This window comes from Mycoplasma sp. 2704 (assembly GCF_034863285.1).
Taxonomy (GTDB): Bacteria; Bacillota_I; Bacilli_A; order Mycoplasmatales; family Metamycoplasmataceae; genus Mycoplasmopsis.
On the sequence record NZ_JAYFFD010000001.1, the window covers coordinates 68,776 to 89,157 of the forward strand.

Below are 20,382 nucleotides of genomic sequence, written 5' to 3' on the forward strand. Positions count from 1 at the left end.
TATGCAAAAACCAATTCCAAAAATTACTTTCTGAAAATTGACAAAAGGCATTCGAATATATTGTCTTTTGTCTATTTTTACAATTTTAGTAGAAGTTTTAATGCAGGTATTTTTACCTGATGTTTCAAAAGATGTAATTAATGCATTACAAAACAATACTGCTGATATTAATTATGTACTACAAAAAGGAGCTATTCTAATAGCTCTTGCTCTTATTGCGCTTCTAACAGGTATATTAGGTGCATATTTTTCAAATATTGCATCCACTAGATATGCTCAAAACATCAGAAACGCAATAATTAAACAAGTTAATGAATTTTCATTTGAAGATATTGACCATTTTACAAATGGTTCAATCATAAATAGACTGAATATAGATGTGAATAATGTTCAAATGTCATTTAGGTTCATAATCGGAACTTTTATTAGGTTACCTATTATCTTCTTGTTGTCACTTACAATGTCATTTAAACTATCATTGACTTTGTCATCTATATTCTTAGTAACATTACCAATATTATGTAGTTTCTTTGTTTTAATCTGATTTATTAGTTTCCCTAAATTCAAACTAATGTATAAACAATATGATTTATACAATCAAAAAATTCAAGAAAACTTAAACAGCATTAGAACAATCAAATCATATGTGACTGAAAACTCAGAATACAACAAAGTTGCATCTTTAGCTAATACACTTAAAGACACTAATATTAAAGTTAATAAGTACTTAACTTTTAACAGCTTATTAATTAATGGAATAATTTATAGCTCATTTATTACACTTGCAATAATTGGAACACAATTGTATTTAGGGCAAAAAATTCAAATTGGAACAATTATGGCATTTGGTTCATACATCTGAATGGTTTCAGGTTCTTTAATGGGAATTATGAACGTTTTAAGTCAAATTTTAATGTCAATTCCTGCTTCAAAAAGAATTAAAGAAATTTTAAATTATGTTCCTACTATATTAGATGCAAAAGACGCAATCAAACACAATGTAATTGCTGACATTGAATTTAAGAATGTTTCATTTGCATATGCAAATTCAAGTCATCAAGCACTTAAAAATATTAATCTTAGAATTCCAGCTAATAGTTCATTTGGAATTATTGGACAAACTGGTTCAGGAAAAACTACACTTATTAACTTAATTCCTAGATTTTATTCAGTTAAAGATGGAGCTATTTTAATTGATGGGATTAACATTAATAAGATTCAAAAAGATAATCTAAGACAACAAATTTCTGTTGTATTTCAAGATTCAACTTTATTTAAAGGAACTATTAGAGAAAATATGCTTTTTGCTAATCCTGATGCAACTGATGAGCAAATTTATCAAGCATTATCAGAAGCAAACATTTATGACTATGTCTATGGATTAGAAGATAAATTAGATCACGTAGTAGAACAAAGAGGAAGAAACTTTTCTGGTGGTCAAAAACAAAGATTAGCAATTGCTCAATCATTACTTAAACAACCTAAAATCTTAATTTTAGATGACTCAACATCAGCGCTTGATTCTAAAACTGAAAATCACGTGAAAAATGCTGTGTCAAAACTAAAAAATTGCACCAAAATTATCATTGCACAAAAGATTAGTTCAATCAAAGATTGTGACAATATTATCTTGTTACAAGATGGGAAAATCCAAATTCAAGGTAATCACGAGTATTTACTTAAACATAGTAAATACTATAATGAACTATACCAATCACAACAAAATGCAGGAGGTTTAGATGAGGTCGATGCAATCATTTAAATCACCTAATCACAATCTTAATTTAAAACTAACTAAAGAAGAAAAGTTAGATTCATTTAAGAAATTAGTTTCTTTATTATGAAAACATAATAAAGGATGATTGCTTTTAGCTTTTACTTTAGTTATATTTAGTGCAATGGGTAATATATATAACCAACTATTTTTAGGATATGTAATAGTTGACAAATTATTGTTAGGAACAAATCCATTTAATGAAGATAAGTTTTACATAATTATTTGTGTATCTGCACTTATTTTCTTAACAAGTATTATTTGTGATTTTATAGCTAATAGAATAATGATATCTATTACCTATAAAACAATGACCAATCTACGTTTGGGCTTGTATGAACATATACAAACTTTACCTATTAAATACTTTGATTCTAAATCTAAAGGTAATCTAGTATCTAGATTTACTTCAGATATAGATACACTTAGAATGTTTCTATCAAGAACAATAATTACAATTATTCAATCGTTTATAACTTTAACTGTATCACTTACAATCTTATTTGTACTTAACTGATTACTTAGTTTGATAATGGTTGCTTTAACAATACTAATAGCACTTAGTGCATACATTATTAGTAAAAAATCAAGTAAGTACTTTATTAATAAACAAAAAAATAACGGTCAAATAACAGGTTATGCAGAAGAAGTTATTTTAGGACTTAAAACTATTAAAATGTATGGTCAAAGTGCTAATGTAGTTAAGAATTTCTCCGATATTAATAACACACTAACTAAAAACAGTTTTAAATCTGAATTTATTTCTTCAATCATATGACCTTTATCAAAGAACTTAAGCAACATTGCTTATGCTCTTGTTATTATGATTGGAGCAATTGTTGTTATCACAAACCAATCAGGTAACGGAGTTGCTCTGGGATTAACAATCGGTATTGTTGTTTCGTTTTCTCAATCAGCTAAAAGTTTCTCAGGTCCAATTTCAGCAATGACTCAAACAGTAAGCTCATTTATGCTTGCGTTAGCTGGTTCAAAAAGAGTTTTCGATATATTAGCTCAAAAAAGCGAAATTAATCAAGGAACTATCAAATTAGTTAAAGTAATTAATGAAAATGATAAATACACTGAAGTTAATTTAAATGATAAAGATGGTTTCTATGCTTGAAAAACACAAGTAGGAAATCAAATCATTTACCAAAAAGCACAAGGTAAAATTGAATTTAAAAATGTATATTTTAAATACAATGAAAATGATGAAAAATACACATTAAAAGATATTAGTTTTGTAGCTAATCCAGGAGATAAAATTGCATTTGTTGGACCAACTGGTGCCGGAAAAACAACAATAGTGAACTTAATAACTAGATTTTATGAAGTAACTGATGGAGTGATATTGTATGACAATATACCTATTGAGAATATTGATAAATATTCTCTTAGAAAATCTATTGGTTATGTGCTTCAGGAAACAAGATTATTTACAGATACAATTCAAAATAATATAACATATGGTTCTGATTTATATGACGAACAAATGCTATCTAATGTTTCAAGAACAACTAATTTATTTGAACATATAGAAAAATTAGATGATAAATACTCAACTATGTTAACTAATTCAAGTTCTAATTTATCTCAAGGACAAAAACAACTTATTTCTATAGCAAGAGCTAGCTATAAAAATCCAATAGTTTTAATATTAGATGAAGCGACATCTAATATTGATACACATACAGAATTCCAAATAGAAAAAGCAACCGATAAGTTGCTTCAAAACAAAACATCATTTATCATAGCTCACAGATTAAGTACAGTTAAAAATGCTACAAAAATAATTGTTATAGATGATGGACAAATCATTGAACAAGGTTCTCACGATGAACTTATAAAAAATAAAAATCTATATGCTCAACTATGAGAATATGCTTCAAACAAATAGCAGGAAAAATCAATTTCTTGCTATTTTTATATATAAAAATAGAAAGCTTCACAAATCACAATAACAAACATTTCGTTCACAATTAATCAGTGCTATGCAAATAGTGCTGATTTTTTATATCTTTTTTAAGTTAATTAATTAACTAAAGATATAAAAAATAACAAGACTATTTAATCTTGCTATTTGTAATATTTAAATACTGTTTATAAGCATGTTTTAAGAATGCTTTTGACTTGTTATATGTAAGAATATTCAAAGCTCTTTTCATAGGGTAAAAATGCACTTTTTTGACCTCTGAGAGCAGTTTCTTAGGACAAGAAGTGGTTTTAGTATCTGCTACGAAGTAAGTTACTTCTTTTCAGTTACCTGTTCGATTAACAAAATATGTGTCAACATAAAATTTGTCTGCATAAATTGTTATATCTTTAATTGATGTTTCTTCAAAAACTTCACGATGCGCTGTGTCAAGTTTTGTTTCGTTATTTTCCATATGTCCTTTAGGAAAATTTCAAACATCATTAATTTGTTTGATTAATAAAACTTTAATTTGTTTTTTGAATTGTTTGAAAACAATTGCACCACACGAATATTCAGATACTTTTTGATCCATTATTTTTGATTTTCCAATCATTGTGTAGCTAATTGTTTAAGTTTTTCAACTTTGTTAAGTTGTTCTCAAGGTAAGTGTAAATCGTTTCTACCAAAGTGTCCATAGTATGCTGTTTGTAAGAAAATAGGTTTTCTAAGACCAAGAGCATCAATGATACCTTTAGGTGTTAAATCAAATAATTGAGTTACAAAGTCAGCAATTACACTGTCTGGAATGTTTTTAGATGTACCAAATGTTTCAATCATAATTGAAACTGGTTTAGCAACGCCGATTGCATAAGCAATTTGAACTTCACATCTGTCTGCTAAATTAGCTGCAACAATGTTTTTAGCAATTCATCTAGCGGCATATGCTGCTGATCTATCGACTTTAGTTGAATCTTTTCCTGAAAATGCTCCTCCACCGTGTCTTGCTGAACCACCATATGTGTCAACTATTATTTTACGTCCTGTAAGACCTGTGTCACCAATAGGTCCACCGATAACAAATTGACCTGTTGGGTTGATTAAAATGTGTTTAGGTGCATCTAAGTTGTATTCTTTTAATACAGGTAAAATAATTTGTTCTTTAATGTATTTTTTAAACTCTTGTTCGTTGTAGTTTTTAGAATGTTGAATACTTAATAAAACTGTGTCTACAAATACATTGTCTTTGTCTGTGTAATCTAATGTAACTTGTGATTTCATATCAGCTTTAGCTCATTTGAATTCCATATTTTGTCTTAAGTTTTCAGCTCTTTTAACTAAAGCGTGAGCTAATGTAATTCCCAAAGGCATATATTCAGGTGTTTCGTTAATTGCATAACCGAACATTAAACCTTGGTCACCAGCACCGATTTCGTGTCCTTTTTCGACACCCATAGCGATGTCTTCGCTTTGTTTTTTGATGTCTGTAATGAAACTTGTTTCTGTTGTGTAGTATCCGAGTTCTTTCAAGATGTTTTTAGCTATTTCTATAACATCAATATCAGCAGATGATTTAACTTCTCCTGCTATGAAAATATTATGCCCACTTGCCATCGTTTCAATAGCAACTTTTGACGTTGGATCTAAAGCAAGGTAAGCATCTAAGATTGCATCAGAAATTTGGTCACATAATTTATCTGGGTGACCTCTTCCAACTGATTCACTTGTAAAAAGTTTTCTCATTTTATCTCCTAATTTAATCAAATGTTCACTAATTATTCAGTCATTTATTTTGGGCTAATAAATTCATTGAAAAGTTAGCAAGATAATTTTACTATAAATCCATTAAATAACCTCGCGTTTGCTTCTATTTTTCAGGACAATGAGTAAGAAAAATAAGGAAAATGAAGTGAAAATTTTGTTTTGAAAATAAGATGAAAATTACAAAATAAAACCCACTAAAATAGTGAGTTTTAAGTTAATCATTTATTATTCAGGTAATACTAATGTTTGTGTGTATTCTTTATTATTTTCACTTGAAACTTGGTATGTAATTGTAACTGATTTGTTTGCTTCATCTAATGTTCCATTAAGGTATTTACTATTTTTTAAAACAATGTTTGATACGCTTAAACCTTCTTTAAGTGCGAATAATTTATTGTTATCTTGGTTACCACCAGATGTTATACCGAAGAATGCACCTTTACTGTATGATTGTAATAAACCGTTTGTTTTAATTTTACCTTGTTTAGCATCATATGTAGTTTTAGCATTAGCATATGTAGCTGTTGATAACACAACGAATGCATCTTTGTATTCTGATTCAGCTTCTGCAACAACAGGTTGTTCTGATGATGTAGAATCAGTATTAGCTGTTGATTCATTCTCTGCTGCTGGAGCTGGTGTTGCTTCTTTAGCTTTCAATCCATTAAGAACTTGTGAGAATTTTCCGTTCATTGACTCTGTTAATTCTGTAGCTTTTGGCTCAGCTGATTTTACGAAGTAGAATACTTTTTGACCTTCTGCAACTGAAGGAATAACTGTTTCAAATTCAAAACTAATTTTTGCACTTGTTTCAGACGCATCGCCTGGAATAGTTTCGATTTTTGCAACTTTGAATTTAGATGCTTCTTTGAAGTTTTCATCTAATACATACCCATATTCTTCACCACCAGCTTTTGGAAGGATTGTCATTGGTGTGAATTTTAATGCAGTTGTAACATTTTCAACTGTTAAGTCGCTAAATGAAACTTCACTCATACTTTGTTTATTTAATGCTTCTAATAATTTTGCTTCGTCAATTGTGAATGCTTTTTGAACATTGTATGTATTAACAATACCAGCAGCACTCATTGTTAAAACAGGTAATTGTGTAACTTCAACTTCATCTTCTAATGATGTAGCTTCTGTGCTTCCTGATTTGTACATAAAGATATCATTGTGTGATCTATCATCTAAGTATAAGTATGGAATAACTTTAGTTTTTCCTTCTTTAAGGTTTGTGCTTGCATCTACTACTGTAAATGCTCCTTTAACTAAATCATCACCTGTAACTGATACTTTGATTACATTTTCTAATGTTTTGTTTGTATATGAACCAGCTAAATATTTAGCACCAGCTGAAACACCTTTAGCAGTTTGAGGTTGAATTGCAAGGTTGTTTTCTTGATCTTTATCAACTGATGTTGAAATTGTTGATAAAACTGCTCTGAATTTTTCATATGCTTGGTCTTTTGAGATATAACCTGCAACTTCAAAGTCTTCTGATGTAGGATCTGTTTGACCTTCTTTTGTTGTTTTAACAGTAACTTTAGCTTTTCCAGCAAATAATAATTCTTTAGCAGCTCTACCTTCATCTGTATCTGCTTTTGATAATTCATATAAGTCAACTACTGATTTTTCAACAAGTGTAACACCTTCTGGAATATCAATTGTAAAGTCATTAATATCAGCTACGTAAGCTGTTTTCTTTCCTGTAACATCTGCATTAAGTGTTACTGATACTTTTTTCTCTTCTACTGGTGGTGTCACTGGGTCTGGATTAGGAGTTTCATTTCCTCCGTTTCCATCTCCAGGGTTACCTGTGTTTGGATTTTGATTACCATCTTTAGGGTTAGTTGAAGTTCCTGTTCCTGGGTTTGCAGGTTGTTTTAAATCTTTATTATTGTCGCCTTTATTGAATTTTCCTAAAGCTGCCATAGGAATTGTAACAATAGCTGTTCCTAATGCTGCAGCTCCTAAAATGGTGAATGCAACTTTTCAAGATCTTTTCATAATTTCTCCTTTTCAATTTCAATTTTGAAAATTGAAAAATAATTTAACTAATTTTCATTTTTAATTTGTCTAATGATTTCATCAATTTTGTATCCATTCTTAGAAACTGTATCTAAGTGGAAATGAACTGAAGGCACTTTACGTCAATCGAGTGATTTGGATAACACTTTTTTAACATAACCTGCTGCATTGTTTAATGCTTCGATACCTTTTTCTTCGTTTTTGAATAATGATACAAACACTTTCACATGTGATAAGTCAGGTGATAGTTGAATATCCATCACTACTGGGTCTATTACATTTGAATTTGTAATATCATTAGTCACTATGTCAGCAATCAATTGATGTAATCTTGCTTCTTTTCTTTTTAAACTAATTTCGTTCATAGTTAAATTATACTTTCTTTCTTATTGAATATATATAAATATAACTATAACTATTTTATACACCTTTTACCCTAAAATGTAAGAATTTTCTTAAATTTTTGACAAAATGTGTAAAAAATAACATCTTTTTCACAAGATGCTAATATATTTTGGTAATTTTGATTAATTTAATTTTGAAATTTTCGTAATTTTTCTAGCTTAAAGTAAATGATTGTTCATATACTTTGTCGCCATTATCTTTGATTTTGTATTTAATTGTAAGTATTTTTGTTTCTGGATTTCAAGTTCCATCAAAATACTTGTTATCCTTAGTATCTCTAGTTGAAAGGAATTGGTCAATTGTAATTCCTTCTTTAGGAAGAAGAATTTTATTATCATCGCCTTGACCACCAGATTTAATTCCTATACCATTGAAACCTTTGTAAAGTTGTAAAAGACCATATCTGCTAATTTGATTAGCTTTTTCTTGAACCTTAGCATTTACATATGCAAATGTGCCAGCTGGCTGCAATACGAATGCATTTTCGTATTGGTCAACTCGAGCTGCTATAGTTCTTGGATTATCGGTTCCACCATTTACTGGATTAACAGGAACTGGTTGTGGTTCTGGATTGGTTGGTGTTTTAGGTTCTTCAGATTTTTGTTCTTTTGCAGAACATTGACCAGCAATAAGCGGCATTGATGCTACTGATAAAACACCTGTAGCAAAAAGTAAGAATTTGATTTTTTTCATTTATCCTCTTTTATTCTTTTGTCTAAAAAAAGAATGTTTGTTAATTTATTAAATATATTTAATTTGAAAAAATTGAATATATTTTACTTATACACCTTTATCAAATGAAAGTAAAGTAAATTTCTTAATTTTTCACAAAATGTGTAAAAAATAGCACTTTTTGTGCTATTTGTGAAAATATTCGGTTAATTATTCAGCGTCTTGAATTGAATCAACACCTGGTAAGTTTTGACCTTGTAATAATTCTAAGCTTGCTCCACCACCTGTTGAAACATGTGAGAATTTATCTTCCATTCCTAATTTTTCAACAGCAGCAACTGAATCTCCACCACCAACAACTGTGTAAGCGTTTGATAATTTAGCAACTGCTTCACATACTGCTAATGTACCATTTTTGTAGTGTTCAAATTCAGCAACTCCCATAGGTCCGTTTCATACAACTGTTTTAGCCCCTTCAAGAGCTTCTTTAACGTTTTGGATTGATTTTGGTCCAAAGTCAAGCCCCATAAATCCATCTGAAATTGAACCTTCTTGAATTGTAGGTTCAACGTCTGCAAACATTTCAGCTGTAGCGTGGTCAACTGGTAAGATGACTTTGTCTGAGTATTTTGCTAAGAAATCTTTAGCTAATTGAATGTAATCATTTTCAACTAATGAAGTTCCAACTTTTTGTCCTTGAGCAACCATAAATGTGTAAGCCATAGCTCCACCGATGATCAATTTGTCAGCAATTTCTGCTAATTTTTCTAACACTAAGATTTTGTCTGAAACTTTAGCTCCACCAACGATAGCTACATAAGGGTGTTCTGGGTTTTGTAAAACTTTAGATAATGATGAAACTTCTTTTTCCATTAAGAATCCTAAAGCTGATTCAGCAATGTTTGAAGCAATACCAACATTAGATGCATGTGCTCTGTGAGCTGTACCGAAGGCATCGTTTACAAATACATCACCTAATGAAGCTCAGTAAGCTCCTAAGTATGGATCGTTTTTAGATTCAGCTTTGTTATTTAAGTCTTCAAAACGTGTGTTTTCAACTAAAATAACATCACCGCTTTCCATTTGTTTGATTGCAGATTCTAAAATGTTTCCACGTGTTACAGGAACAAATGTAACTGGTTTTTTAAGTAATCTAGCTAATTCAACTGCAACTGGTCTTAATGATTTGTCTTTTAAATCTTCTTCTGTTTTTACTCTTCCTAAGTGTGAAAATAAAACAACTTTTCCACCTTTTCTGATGATGTACTGAATTGTAGGAAGTGCAGCAACAATTCTTTTAGCAGATGTAATAACACCATTTTTTAATGGTACGTTAAAGTCAACTCTAACTAAAACTGTTTTATTTTTCAAACTAAGTTCATTTAAAACTTTTTTCATTGTATCTCCTATGTAAATATAACAAATAAAATAAAGTGTATATATTATAAAGTATTAAATAAAAACACAACAATATTTATTGTTGTGAAATTTAAGGTTTAATAAAGATATACAGGTATATAACTTAAAGCTAAAATAAAGTATAAAGAGTATATATCTTTAATAACATCTTTGTAGATTGTATTGATTAATTTTTCTTTATTACCAATAAATGTAGATGAATTTATAGCCATAAATCCAGATGAACATTGAAATGAAGCGTAAATTACATCATTATTAGCTCAATAACGCATACCTTTGGCTATAATGCTTGTGTTTTTAATACCAAATTGGAAAAGTTTATTCATTTCTTCCATTGCTAATGGAGTAAATAATTGAAACATTTTAGTTGGATTATTAGATTTAACTTTGTAAATTTTGTTAAATTCAATGTTTTCAAGTTCTACTGGTTCTAAATCAGAAAACTTATCTCCAAAGAATGTAAAGTTTGCTTGGTCTTTTTGAGCAAGTGCTCTTGCATCAATTTTTATTAAAGCACTATAGTAATGCTCTTCGTGAACATTACCATCTTTATCTCTGTGGAAATCGACTCAATGTGCTTCTGAAATATGTGCGTGATATTTATTATCAATAGTAACTGTTTGAATTTCAGTTACACCTCTTAGTTCTGAGTCATTTGGTATTCATTTAGGTCTAGTACTTAAGTATTCATCTTTTGTAAACTTGTTTGTATTAGAGTCAAAATTATGCTTTATAGATGTAGGTGTAAAGTTTGTGCCTTCATATTTTCATCTATCAATTAGAGCTTCAATTGCAACTCCATAAATATTTGATTTATGAAGCTGACTTATAATTTCTTTTTTAATTTTTCTATTAATATTTCATGCTTTAATTCAAAAACCAATAGCAACAAGTATAGATATTACAAATACAAGTGCAAAAATAATTGCAAAGGTAGTAAATACCGAAAGTTCTCTAAAACCACCATATTTTTTTGCAGCTTCTAATCCAAGAAAAAAACCAGAAAACAAGAAAGCACCTATTGATGCCAAAAACACCCTAAGTGCATATTTATTGGTTCTTTTATAATCTACATAGATCGGTAATTGAGTAATTTCATTTACACGATTTTCAACGATTGGTAATATAGTTTGATTTGCTTTTTCATAGAATTTATCTATGCTAATAAAATCTTCGGCTCTTTTCATATTTTTTATAATCCTAGAGCAACCATATCAACATCTTTTCTAGCTTGAGAAGATGCTTGGAATAATCTAACTGTTGATAATCCCATATTTGCAGCAACAAGGTTAGATGGAATTTCAAATAACATTCTGTTGAACATATTAGCTTGTGAATTGTAATTTCTTCTAGCAGCTGCAATTTCACGTTCAATGTATGTTGTTTCATCCATTAATTCAGTGTATAAAGCACTTGATTTAAGTTCTGGATAGTTTTCTGAAATAGCCATTAAACGACCGAATACTGATTGATTTAATTTGTCTAATTCTTCAGAATTTTCAAGTGTTCTACCTGATGAAACAAGTGAACGCATTTTTGTAACGTTTTCAAAAACTTCAGCTTCGTGAATTTTAAATGATTTAACTTGTTGCACTAATTTAACAAGTGTGTCATTACGTTTTTGTAATTGAACATCAATGCTTGATGCACTGTTGTTAATGTTATTTTGCATTCTGTTTAATTCGTTTTTCTTTCCAAAGTATCATAATCAACCTAAACCTAAAGGTAAAGTCATTAAAATGTACATAAAAATCTTAAGTCCTGTAGATGCTTTAGCAGGAATTTCAGCACTTGATGCTGTAGGTTCAAAACCTTTTTGGTTTTGTTCTTCATTATGTGAATATAAATTTGCCATATTTAATCTCCTTTTTTACTTATCTATAATTTTATATAAAAATAAGTTAAATATATTGAGTAAAAATAACAAAAAAACACAACAATTTCTTGTTGTGCAATCAATTTGATTAATATAAGTAAACTGGAATATAACTTAATGCAAGCACAAAGTATAAAGTATAAATATCAGTAACTACATCTTTGTAAATTTTTGCAACGAATTTGTCTTTTTTACCTACAAAAACCGGAATGTCAATATCCATAAATCCAGATGGAATTACAAATGAACAGTAAACAACATCATTGTTTGCTCAATATTCAAAATCTTTAGTTTTTTTAATGTTTGTATGTTGTAAACCTTGATTGATTAATTTAACTAATTCTTCCATTGCAAGTGGTGTAAATAATTGGTACATTTTTGTTGAATTATCACTCGCAACATTGAAAATTTTGTTAAATTCTTTATTTTCCATTTCAACAAGTGGCAGACCGTTTTTCTTATCAAAGTATGTAAAGTTTGCTCTATCTCTTTCTTTAAGTGCTCTAGCATCAATTTTAAGTAAAGCAGAATATCAAGTTTGTTTTGTTTCGTGTCCTTTTTTGTCTCTTGTAATTAAAAGTCATTCAGCAACCGAAACGTGTGCGTGATATTTATCATCAATTGTAACTGTTTGAACTGGTGATGAGCTTTCTAATCAAGCTTTTTGTGAAACAGATGCAGGTTTGAATGATTCATATTCTTTGGCTGCGAATCTTTCTGTTGAAAAATCATAGTTATGTCTCATTGAACTAGGTTCAAAATCGTCATTTCTATATTTTCATCTTGTATCAGCTGCATCAACTGCTTTTCCATAAATGTTATCTTCTCTTAATTTGCTTTTAATAAAGCTTCTAAAAATTAAGTTTCTCTTTTTAGCTAATTGCGCAAACACAAATGCTAATATGAAACAAATAAAAGCGGCAAGATCAAAAATACCAAATAAAACAACTTTAGCCATTGCATCTTTTACTGCAATAAAACATATTATCGCTATTAAAGCAGATAAAATCATACTTGCAATTGAACCTAAAGCTCCATATTTCATACTTTTATATTTTTTGTATAAAGGCGATTTGTAAGCATCATCTACTGTGTTTTGGATAATTGGAAGCACAACTTGATCAGTTTTTTCTTTGAACTGTTCTATAGTAACAAAATCTTCAACTCTTTTCATCTTATAAACCTAATTCTTGCATATCAACATCTTTTCTAGCTTTAGAAGATGCTTGGAATAGTCTAACTGTTGATAATCCCATATTTGCAGCAACAATTTTTGTTGGGATTGTAAATAATTCTTTATTGAATGTGTTAGCTTGAGCGTTGTAATTTCTTCTAGCAGCTGCAATTTCACGTTCAATATATGTTGTTTCATCCATTAATTCAGTGTATAAAGAACTTGCTTTAAGTTCTGGATAGCTTTCTGAAATAGCCATTAAACGACCAAATACTGATTGATTTAAGTTTTCAATTTCAGCTGAGTTTTCAATTCCTCTACCACCAGCTGCTAATGAACGCATTTTTGTAACGTTTTCAAAAACTTCAGCTTCGTGAATTTTGTATGACTTAACTTGTTGTACTAATTTAACAAGTGTATCATTACGTTTTTGCAATTGAACATCAATGCTTGATGCACTGTTGTTAATATCGTTTTGCATTCTATTTAAACTATTTTTTCTTTTGAAGTATCAAATTCAACCTAAAAATAGTGGAATAGACATAATAATGTATAAAAATATTTTTGCAGCTGTAGAAGCTTGAGCTGCAATTTCAACACTTGAAGCTGTTGGTTCAAAACCTTTTTGGTTTTGTTCTTCATTATGTGAATATAAATTTGCCATTTTTTCTCCTAATCCTAAAATGTTTGTTAATCTATTAAAATACAAGGCTAATATTCATCAAAATATGTCAATATTTGTTGTATTTCAACTCTATTCTAAAAAAAAAAAAAAAAAACAGAAGTAAAAAGTCAAAATTCCTGAAATTATGTGAAAAATGATTAAAAAATAGACAGAAACTAAAAAAACTGTCTACTTTTCTTATTCTAGTTTAAACCAATTATTCGTTTATATATTAAAAATTATTATCTTTAAATTCATTACCTTTGGTTACATTTTTTACAATCTCTTCAAAAAGCGCTGTTGTATGAGGTGGGTTATTAAATATTGATAAATTTTGTTTTCACTCAGGAACGTATGGTATATCTCATTTTTTACATTGTTTTTGAACAATTTCATCTCATTCTTTTAATTCCATCATCATTAACATCCCGTGATTAGGGTAAGTTTCATTATTTAAAACTATTAGATAGTGTAATAAAGCGTGTTGCTCATATGAAACTACAATACTTAAACCATTTCTGTAAGCTTCCTTATCAGTTTTCAATTCTGCTCCACTAATATGGATTTCGTCGATGTGATGTCTATGAAAAAATCATTGTTCATTTTCTTGATAGTTACTTAATTTGTATAGCTTTATGTTTTGATGTCTAAAAGGTAAAATTTTCGTATTGTACTCTTTAATAATTCTGTCGCATAAATCAAAGTACATTTTCTTATATTTTGATGCTTGTCGCGACTTTTTAGTTCTGCTCATTTCAATATTTGATTTTTGTTTAAGCAGATTATCTTTAACTTTTAAAATTATTTTTTTCTTTAAAGCTTTCTTTCTATAAATTCTTCTTCAAACAATAAGAGAAATAAAAATGATATAAAAAATAATTCCGACTGCTATTAAAACTCAAAAAATTGGATCCATAGTTAATTCTCCTTAATTTAGTTTTATTCAAGTGTTCAAAACTGCAGTTATATAAAATTAAATATATTTTTACCATTTCATATTCTAAAAAAAAAAAAAAAAAACAGAAGTAAAAAGTCAAAAATACTGAAATTATGTGAAAAATGATGAAAAAAATAAACAGATTTCACTCTGTCTATGTAAATTTAAAATAACTTAAATTATTTTTCTTGGTAGTTTGATCCACCTCTGATTTTACCTTTTGTGCTGTGGATTAACATTCTACCTTTGTTGTTTTTTGCTAATTCTTTAGCAAATTCGATTGCTTCTTTTTGTGTTTCAAAAGTTTTAATAGCTTTTACTCCACCTTGTCTGATAACTTTTCATCCATCGTTGTGTTGTGAAACGTGTCAAACAGCGTCTAATTCTTTAACTTCTTTTTCTTGAACTTCATTTACTTTTGCCATAATTATTCGTCAAGCTCATCAATTCTAGATTGATGTCTTCCTCCTTCAAATTGTGTAGTCATATATTCATTTAACATATCTTTAGCTTCTTCAAATGTTACTTGTCTTCCACCGAATACAAGAACATTTGCATTATTGTGCTGTTTTGCTAAGTGTGCATCTTCAACAGATGTAACTCTAGCTGCACGAATGTGTTTGTGTCTGTTAAGTGCATATGAAATACCTAAACCTGTACCACAAACTGCGATACCAAAATCAGGGTGTGCTTCATCTACATAGTTAGCTAATTCCTTACCTTTTGAAGCATATGACACTGAAACTGAATCTGTTTCAGGTCCTAAGTCTACAACATCAAACCCTTGTTCTTTTAAGTATGATGCTAATTCATCTTTTAATTTGTAACCTGCGTGATCACTTGCAAGTGCTACTACTTTTTTGCTCATTAGTCCTCCTTTTAAATTTTGAACATTAATTTATTGATAAATTAATTATACAAAGTTTTAAAAACTTTTGTATTTTCAATTTTGTGAAAACTTTAGTGGAAAAATTGTGCTTTAGTTCCTTTTTGACAAAAATTACTAAATATAATGAGATGAAGACACAAGTAGATCAAAGAGATTGCTCATTATATGTGCTAGATTATTTTCACGAGTTTTTCTACAAAGAAAATTTAGATATTAATAATCTAAAATTGCAAATTCAATATAGTGCAGCAGGTATAAGTTTAGAAAACATCAAGCTCCTTGCTTCAAAAGTAAATTTGGAGCTTAATGCTTATGAAATTAATTGTGAACAATTGTTTTTGTTAGAAAAGCAAGTTTTTCCTATTGCGACAGTTATCAAAAATAATACTTCGGACCATATGATTGTAATTAGGAAAATCAAGAACAATAAATTTTATATTTATGATCCGATTGATGGCGATGTTAAATTGAGTAAAAATGAATTTAAAACTAAATTCACTAACATTATTGTTGCATTTAGTAAAAACAAAAAACAAATTGATAATGAAGATGAAGAAAACAAGAAAAATATAAAACCAAATCCATTGATAAGTAACTCCTGAAGTTTAAAAATTTCATTATGGTCTAACTTCTCATTTTTATACTTATTTTGCTTACTCATAGAAATAAGCATCTATATTTCGTTTCCATTCTTGAATAAAGTTATCCTGAATAATATTGCTTTAAATAAAGATGATCAAATTCTTATGTTCTTAGGAATGATTTTTAGTGTGTTATTTTTAATAAATTTCACATTCAACTTACTAACCAGACAACTGATGTATAAAATAGCAACTAAATATAAAAGCGACTTAATTAATAATTTAATAAATGAATTGAAGTTTAAAAATAAGCAAGTGATTAATTTGCTAACTTTTTCAGATTTTAAAAACAGAATTATTGCACTTGATAATTTAAGTTTATTTAAATTATGTTTTCTTCCTGAATTAATCAGCACAGTTATTTCGATTGCTGTTTCATTTATTTTACTAATCAATATAAATTGAGTGTTGCTTTTAATAATTTTTTGTTATTCAGTAATTACATTGATTTTAAGTTTTATTAATAAAACTAATTTTGATAATAACTTCAATAAATTACTCAATAACTCGATTATGTTTGAAGATACCTTATTTAATATTTACAAATTAAATCAAACTTCACATAATGAAAATCTGCTTAATAATTTAAATCTTAAATCTACTTATGTTAATGAGAAATTGCATAGTGATTCAATTATTTTCAAGAATAAACAAAGCTTAATTAATTATTTAAGTTTATTTTTAGACTTTTTAGTTCCTTTATTAATTTTAATAATAGGAACTATTCAAATTTGAAATCAAAATTTAAGTGTTATCAATTTAATTTTCTTTTTAACCGGTGTTTCTTTATTCACTAAGCCAATTAAAAATATAATCCCATTAATAAATAGTTATAGTCAATATAAAAAGGATTTAGATTTGATTTCATTATTAAATTTTGAAGACTTAAAAATACCTAAAACTAGCTTACAGAACGAAAGAATAATTAAAATTCAACTTTCTAATATAAGTTATTCGTACAATTCATTAAAAGTTAATAAAGATTTAGAAATCAAGAAACTATTGATTGATTCGAGCATACATTTAGTCGGTAAAAATGGTTCAGGAAAAAGCACACTCTGTTCTATATTGAATGGCTCGTGTGAGAGCTTATCTGGAATTATTAAAGTTAATGATCAAAAGCTCAATCCATTCTTAGATGAAACATACAAACAAAGAGTGTTATACATTTCAAATCAGATGCTAAATTTAAAGATTAGAACACTAGAATACCTGTGTGTAACTGATATTAGTATTTTCAAGTCAATTTTAGAAAACAATAAATTAGATAAATTAATTGATGAATTAAACATTAATTTAAACTCATCACTGGATCAATTATCTAGTGGTCAGGTTCAATTTGTTAATTTGCTAAATATATTTTTAAATGACTATGATTTATTGATACTAGATGAAGCTTTTGCAAATATTGATAAATCAATGTTTGAAAAACTAAAACCTATTATTAAAAATAATTTGCAAAACAAATTAGTTGTAGAAATTTCACACAATAATAGATATATTTTCGATGATTCCAAGGAAGTAAATATTGAAAACTTATCTTAAAGAACATAAGTGAAATTTCTGCATATTACTTATATTATTTTTCATTTTCGCAGTGCTTATTTTAGTCTTATGTTCAACTAAAGTAAATGTATATAAACAAGTTTTAATAACTGCAGAAGGTGATGATTTATATTTATACAACTTCAACATTGATAATCAAAAACTAGATACCTGTTATGTTAGTTTTATTTATGATAATGAATTTTATAAATTCAATATCGATATTTCTAATCAAGATCACTCTGATGTTCTTATCAAAAGTGATGAACTGAAGTTATTTGTAAATGAAAATAACATTAGACAAATTCAAGTTAATCTACTAATTGATCAAACTTTATTTATCAAATATGTCTTGGGAAGTATATAAAAAAAACTCCATTATAGAGTTTATTTATGATAAGTAATATTATTTCTAATTGTAAATGCTCTATAAATTTGCTCAACTAACATAACTCTAAATAATTGATGTGGAAAGGTCATTTTTGAGAAGTTAATTTTATTAGCAAACATTTCTTCATCAACTCCATTTGAACCACCAATTACAAAAGTTACATTATCAATATCTAAAAATGTTGATCCAAACTCTTCAGAGCTTAATTGTTTTCCTTGTAATGATAAGTAGATGACTTTTGAATTTTTAGGTATCTTTTCTAAAATCATTTCAGTTTCTTTTTTAATTTTTAACTGAATGTTATCTATCTTTTGTTCTTTAATTTCAATTAAATTAATCTTTGCGAAGAAGTTAATTTTCTTAACATAATCATCATATAAAACTTGAAAATATTTTGTTAATGAACCTACTGCAACTATATTTAGTTTCATTATTTGTTTTTTCTAGTTTCAATATGGAACATAAGCATCTGAATGTCAGCCGGGTTAATTCCACTAATTCTTGATGCTTGTCCGATTGTTAAAGGTCTAATTTTTTCAAGTTTTTGTTTAGCTTCTGTAGCTATGTTTTGAACTTTTGAATAATCTATATCTTTTGGTATTTTAAAGTCTTCTAATTTATTCATTTTTTGAGCATCAGATTTTTGTTTCTTAATGTAGCCCTCAAGTCTTACCATAATAGTTAATTCATTTTTGTAAGGGAAGTCGCCTAAAACATCAACCGGATCAACATCTGGTCTAGCTAAAACTCTTAACATTGAAACTCCATTTTCTACCCCAAGTTTTTTAGCTAATTCTGATTTAGATGATAAGTATGTGTTTTCTAATTCATTGATTTTTTCATCAATCATTTGGTATTTATTAATTATATTTTGGTAATCTGCATCAGAAACTAAACCAACTTCATTTCCATATTTCGCAAGTCTAATATCAGGGTTATCATTTCTTAATAATAAACGATATTCAGCTCTTGAAGTTAACATTCTGTAAGGTTCTTTAGTCCCTTTTGTAACTAAATCATCAACTAAAACACCAATGTAAGCATCGTGTCTTTTAAGAATCAATGGTTCTTTAGCTTCAAGTTTTCTTCCTACATTAATTCCAGCAATAAGACCTTGAGCTGCTGCTTCTTCATATCCACTTGTTCCATTAATTTGACCAGCTGTAAAAATGTTTTTGATAACTTTAGATTCTAATGTAGGTGTAATTTGCAATGGATTTAATGCATCATATTCAATTGCATATCCTCATTTTTGAACCTTCATATTTTCTAAGCCAGGAATTGTTCTTAACATTAAATCTTGAACTTCAACAGGCATTGATGTAGACATTCCGTTTACATAAATAATTGAACCATCAGCAGTTTCTGGTTCAAAGAAAACTTGATGTCTTTCTTTATCGGCAAATCTCATAACCTTATCTTCAACACTTGGACAGTATCTTGGACCGATCCCTTCGATAAGTCCTGAATACATAGCTGATTTATCAATGTTATTTCTAATAATTTCGTGCGTCTTCTCGTTTGTGTAAGTTAAATAACATGAAATTTGCTTATCAAGTTTAACATTTGAACGCGATGAGAAAGCTAAATAAGTATCATTAAGTTCTTCTTTTTCAACTTTTGAAAAATCGATTGAATCAGCATAAACTCTAGCAGGTGTTCCAGTTTTTAATCTTTGTAAATCAAAACCTAACTTAGCAAGCGATCGTGATAATTTTGGTGTTGTTTTTTGATTATCAGGTCCTGAAATTTTAATTTCATCACCTCTAAGAATTCTTGAGTTCATATACGTTCCTGTTGTGATAACTAAAACTTTAGCATCTAAGATTGAACCATCTTCCATTTTGATCGCTTTAAATTGGTTATTATCATCAACAAGAATATCCTCAGCAACTCCTTCAATTAAAGTTACATTTTTGTGATTTTGTAACGCTTCTAAAATAAGTGCTGAATATTTTTCTTTATCAATTTGAGCTCTCATAGCTCTAACTGCAGGACCTTTTGATTCATTAAGCATCTTAATTTGAATCATTGCTAAATCTGAAAAGTAACCTTGAACTCCACCAAGTGCATCAATTTCACGTGTAATAATTCCTTTAGCAGGTCCACCAATTGATGGGTTGCAAGGCATCATAGCAACTTTTGAAAGATCAAAAGTGATAAGAGCTACTTTGTGCCCCATATTCGCTAAAGCAAAAGTTGCTTCAACTCCAGCATGACCTCCACCTATAACTATTGCTTCAAATTCTTTTTTGTTCTCTAAAATACCTTTATTATTCATAGTTTCA

The 20,382-nt window shown here is 28.4% G+C and carries 19 protein-coding genes; 4 read left to right on the forward strand and 15 right to left on the reverse strand.

The window, feature by feature from the left end:
• The first annotated feature begins 1 nt into the window (after position 1).
• Both VBM90_RS00110 and VBM90_RS00115 read left to right on the forward strand, forming a co-directional pair.
• Positions 2-1,762 carry an ABC transporter ATP-binding protein gene (locus VBM90_RS00110; protein ID WP_323176386.1) on the forward strand — a complete coding sequence of 587 codons (1,761 nt, stop codon included), beginning with the start codon at positions 2-4 and terminating at the stop codon, positions 1,760-1,762.
• Positions 1,740-3,671, forward strand: coding sequence for an ABC transporter ATP-binding protein (locus tag VBM90_RS00115; RefSeq protein ID WP_323176387.1), 1,932 nt, complete (start codon positions 1,740-1,742; stop codon positions 3,669-3,671). Before VBM90_RS00110 ends, VBM90_RS00115 begins: the two co-directional genes overlap by 23 nt.
• A gap of 166 nt (positions 3,672-3,837) precedes the next feature.
• On the opposite strand, the gene VBM90_RS00120 is transcribed toward VBM90_RS00115, so the two are convergent.
• From VBM90_RS00120 to VBM90_RS00180, 13 genes are all read right to left on the reverse strand, one after another.
• The gene (locus VBM90_RS00120; RefSeq protein WP_323176388.1) at positions 3,838-4,281 is read right to left on the reverse strand and encodes an NUDIX domain-containing protein; all 444 of its coding nucleotides are present in this window, start codon (positions 4,279-4,281) and stop codon (positions 3,838-3,840) included.
• Positions 4,281-5,429, reverse strand: a complete 1,149-nt coding sequence (metK, locus tag VBM90_RS00125; RefSeq protein WP_323176389.1) for a methionine adenosyltransferase — start codon at positions 5,427-5,429, stop codon at positions 4,281-4,283. Before metK ends, VBM90_RS00120 begins: the two co-directional genes overlap by 1 nt.
• A gap of 246 nt (positions 5,430-5,675) precedes the next feature.
• Complete coding sequence (locus VBM90_RS00130; RefSeq protein ID WP_323176390.1) at positions 5,676-7,460, reverse strand: hypothetical protein; 1,785 nt, start codon at positions 7,458-7,460, stop codon at positions 5,676-5,678.
• A 47-nt stretch (positions 7,461-7,507) separates the two neighbouring features.
• The gene (gene rbfA / locus VBM90_RS00135; protein ID WP_257089750.1) at positions 7,508-7,846 is read right to left on the reverse strand and encodes a 30S ribosome-binding factor RbfA; all 339 of its coding nucleotides are present in this window, start codon (positions 7,844-7,846) and stop codon (positions 7,508-7,510) included.
• Between the two features lie 193 nt (positions 7,847-8,039).
• Entirely contained in the window at positions 8,040-8,579 is a 540-nt protein-coding gene (locus VBM90_RS00140; protein WP_323176391.1) for a hypothetical protein, read from the reverse strand.
• A gap of 189 nt (positions 8,580-8,768) precedes the next feature.
• On the reverse strand, positions 8,769-9,956 hold the full coding sequence (locus VBM90_RS00145; RefSeq protein ID WP_323176392.1) for a phosphoglycerate kinase: 1,188 nt from the start codon (positions 9,954-9,956) through the stop codon (positions 8,769-8,771).
• 98 nt (positions 9,957-10,054) lie between these two features.
• Positions 10,055-11,164 carry a DUF3137 domain-containing protein gene (locus VBM90_RS00150; protein WP_323176393.1) on the reverse strand — a complete coding sequence of 370 codons (1,110 nt, stop codon included), beginning with the start codon at positions 11,162-11,164 and terminating at the stop codon, positions 10,055-10,057.
• Between the two features lie 5 nt (positions 11,165-11,169).
• Positions 11,170-11,832: a LemA family protein gene (locus VBM90_RS00155; protein WP_323176394.1), complete on the reverse strand. Its 663-nt coding sequence runs from the start codon at positions 11,830-11,832 to the stop codon at positions 11,170-11,172.
• A 109-nt stretch (positions 11,833-11,941) separates the two neighbouring features.
• Entirely contained in the window at positions 11,942-13,027 is a 1,086-nt protein-coding gene (locus VBM90_RS00160; RefSeq protein WP_323176395.1) for a DUF3137 domain-containing protein, read from the reverse strand.
• Position 13,028: 1 nt separating this feature from the next.
• Positions 13,029-13,691 carry a LemA family protein gene (locus tag VBM90_RS00165; protein ID WP_323176396.1) on the reverse strand — a complete coding sequence of 221 codons (663 nt, stop codon included), beginning with the start codon at positions 13,689-13,691 and terminating at the stop codon, positions 13,029-13,031.
• Positions 13,692-13,923: 232 nt separating this feature from the next.
• Complete coding sequence (locus VBM90_RS00170) at positions 13,924-14,607, reverse strand: hypothetical protein (protein ID WP_323176397.1); 684 nt, start codon at positions 14,605-14,607, stop codon at positions 13,924-13,926.
• Between the two features lie 200 nt (positions 14,608-14,807).
• Positions 14,808-15,053, reverse strand: a complete 246-nt coding sequence (locus VBM90_RS00175; protein WP_257089736.1) for a DUF2188 domain-containing protein — start codon at positions 15,051-15,053, stop codon at positions 14,808-14,810.
• A gap of 2 nt (positions 15,054-15,055) precedes the next feature.
• Positions 15,056-15,496 (reverse strand): RpiB/LacA/LacB family sugar-phosphate isomerase, encoded by a 441-nt coding sequence (locus VBM90_RS00180; protein WP_257089734.1) that lies wholly within the window; start codon positions 15,494-15,496, stop codon positions 15,056-15,058.
• A gap of 149 nt (positions 15,497-15,645) precedes the next feature.
• Between VBM90_RS00180 and VBM90_RS00185 the strand changes: the two genes are divergently transcribed.
• Positions 15,646-17,703 carry an Mbov_0121 family peptidase domain-containing ABC transporter gene (locus VBM90_RS00185; RefSeq protein WP_323176398.1) on the forward strand — a complete coding sequence of 686 codons (2,058 nt, stop codon included), beginning with the start codon at positions 15,646-15,648 and terminating at the stop codon, positions 17,701-17,703.
• Positions 17,687-18,070 carry an MAG1140 family protein gene (locus tag VBM90_RS00190; RefSeq protein WP_323176399.1) on the forward strand — a complete coding sequence of 128 codons (384 nt, stop codon included), beginning with the start codon at positions 17,687-17,689 and terminating at the stop codon, positions 18,068-18,070. The genes VBM90_RS00185 and VBM90_RS00190 overlap by 17 nt, the downstream gene beginning before the upstream one ends.
• 20 nt (positions 18,071-18,090) lie before the next feature.
• On the opposite strand, the gene VBM90_RS00195 is transcribed toward VBM90_RS00190, so the two are convergent.
• Both VBM90_RS00195 and mnmG read right to left on the reverse strand, forming a co-directional pair.
• Positions 18,091-18,525, reverse strand: coding sequence for a 23S rRNA (pseudouridine(1915)-N(3))-methyltransferase RlmH (locus VBM90_RS00195; RefSeq protein WP_323176400.1), 435 nt, complete (start codon positions 18,523-18,525; stop codon positions 18,091-18,093).
• Positions 18,525-20,375 carry a tRNA uridine-5-carboxymethylaminomethyl(34) synthesis enzyme MnmG gene (mnmG, locus tag VBM90_RS00200; RefSeq protein ID WP_323176401.1) on the reverse strand — a complete coding sequence of 617 codons (1,851 nt, stop codon included), beginning with the start codon at positions 20,373-20,375 and terminating at the stop codon, positions 18,525-18,527. Before mnmG ends, VBM90_RS00195 begins: the two co-directional genes overlap by 1 nt.
• Positions 20,376-20,382: the final 7 nt, after the last annotated feature.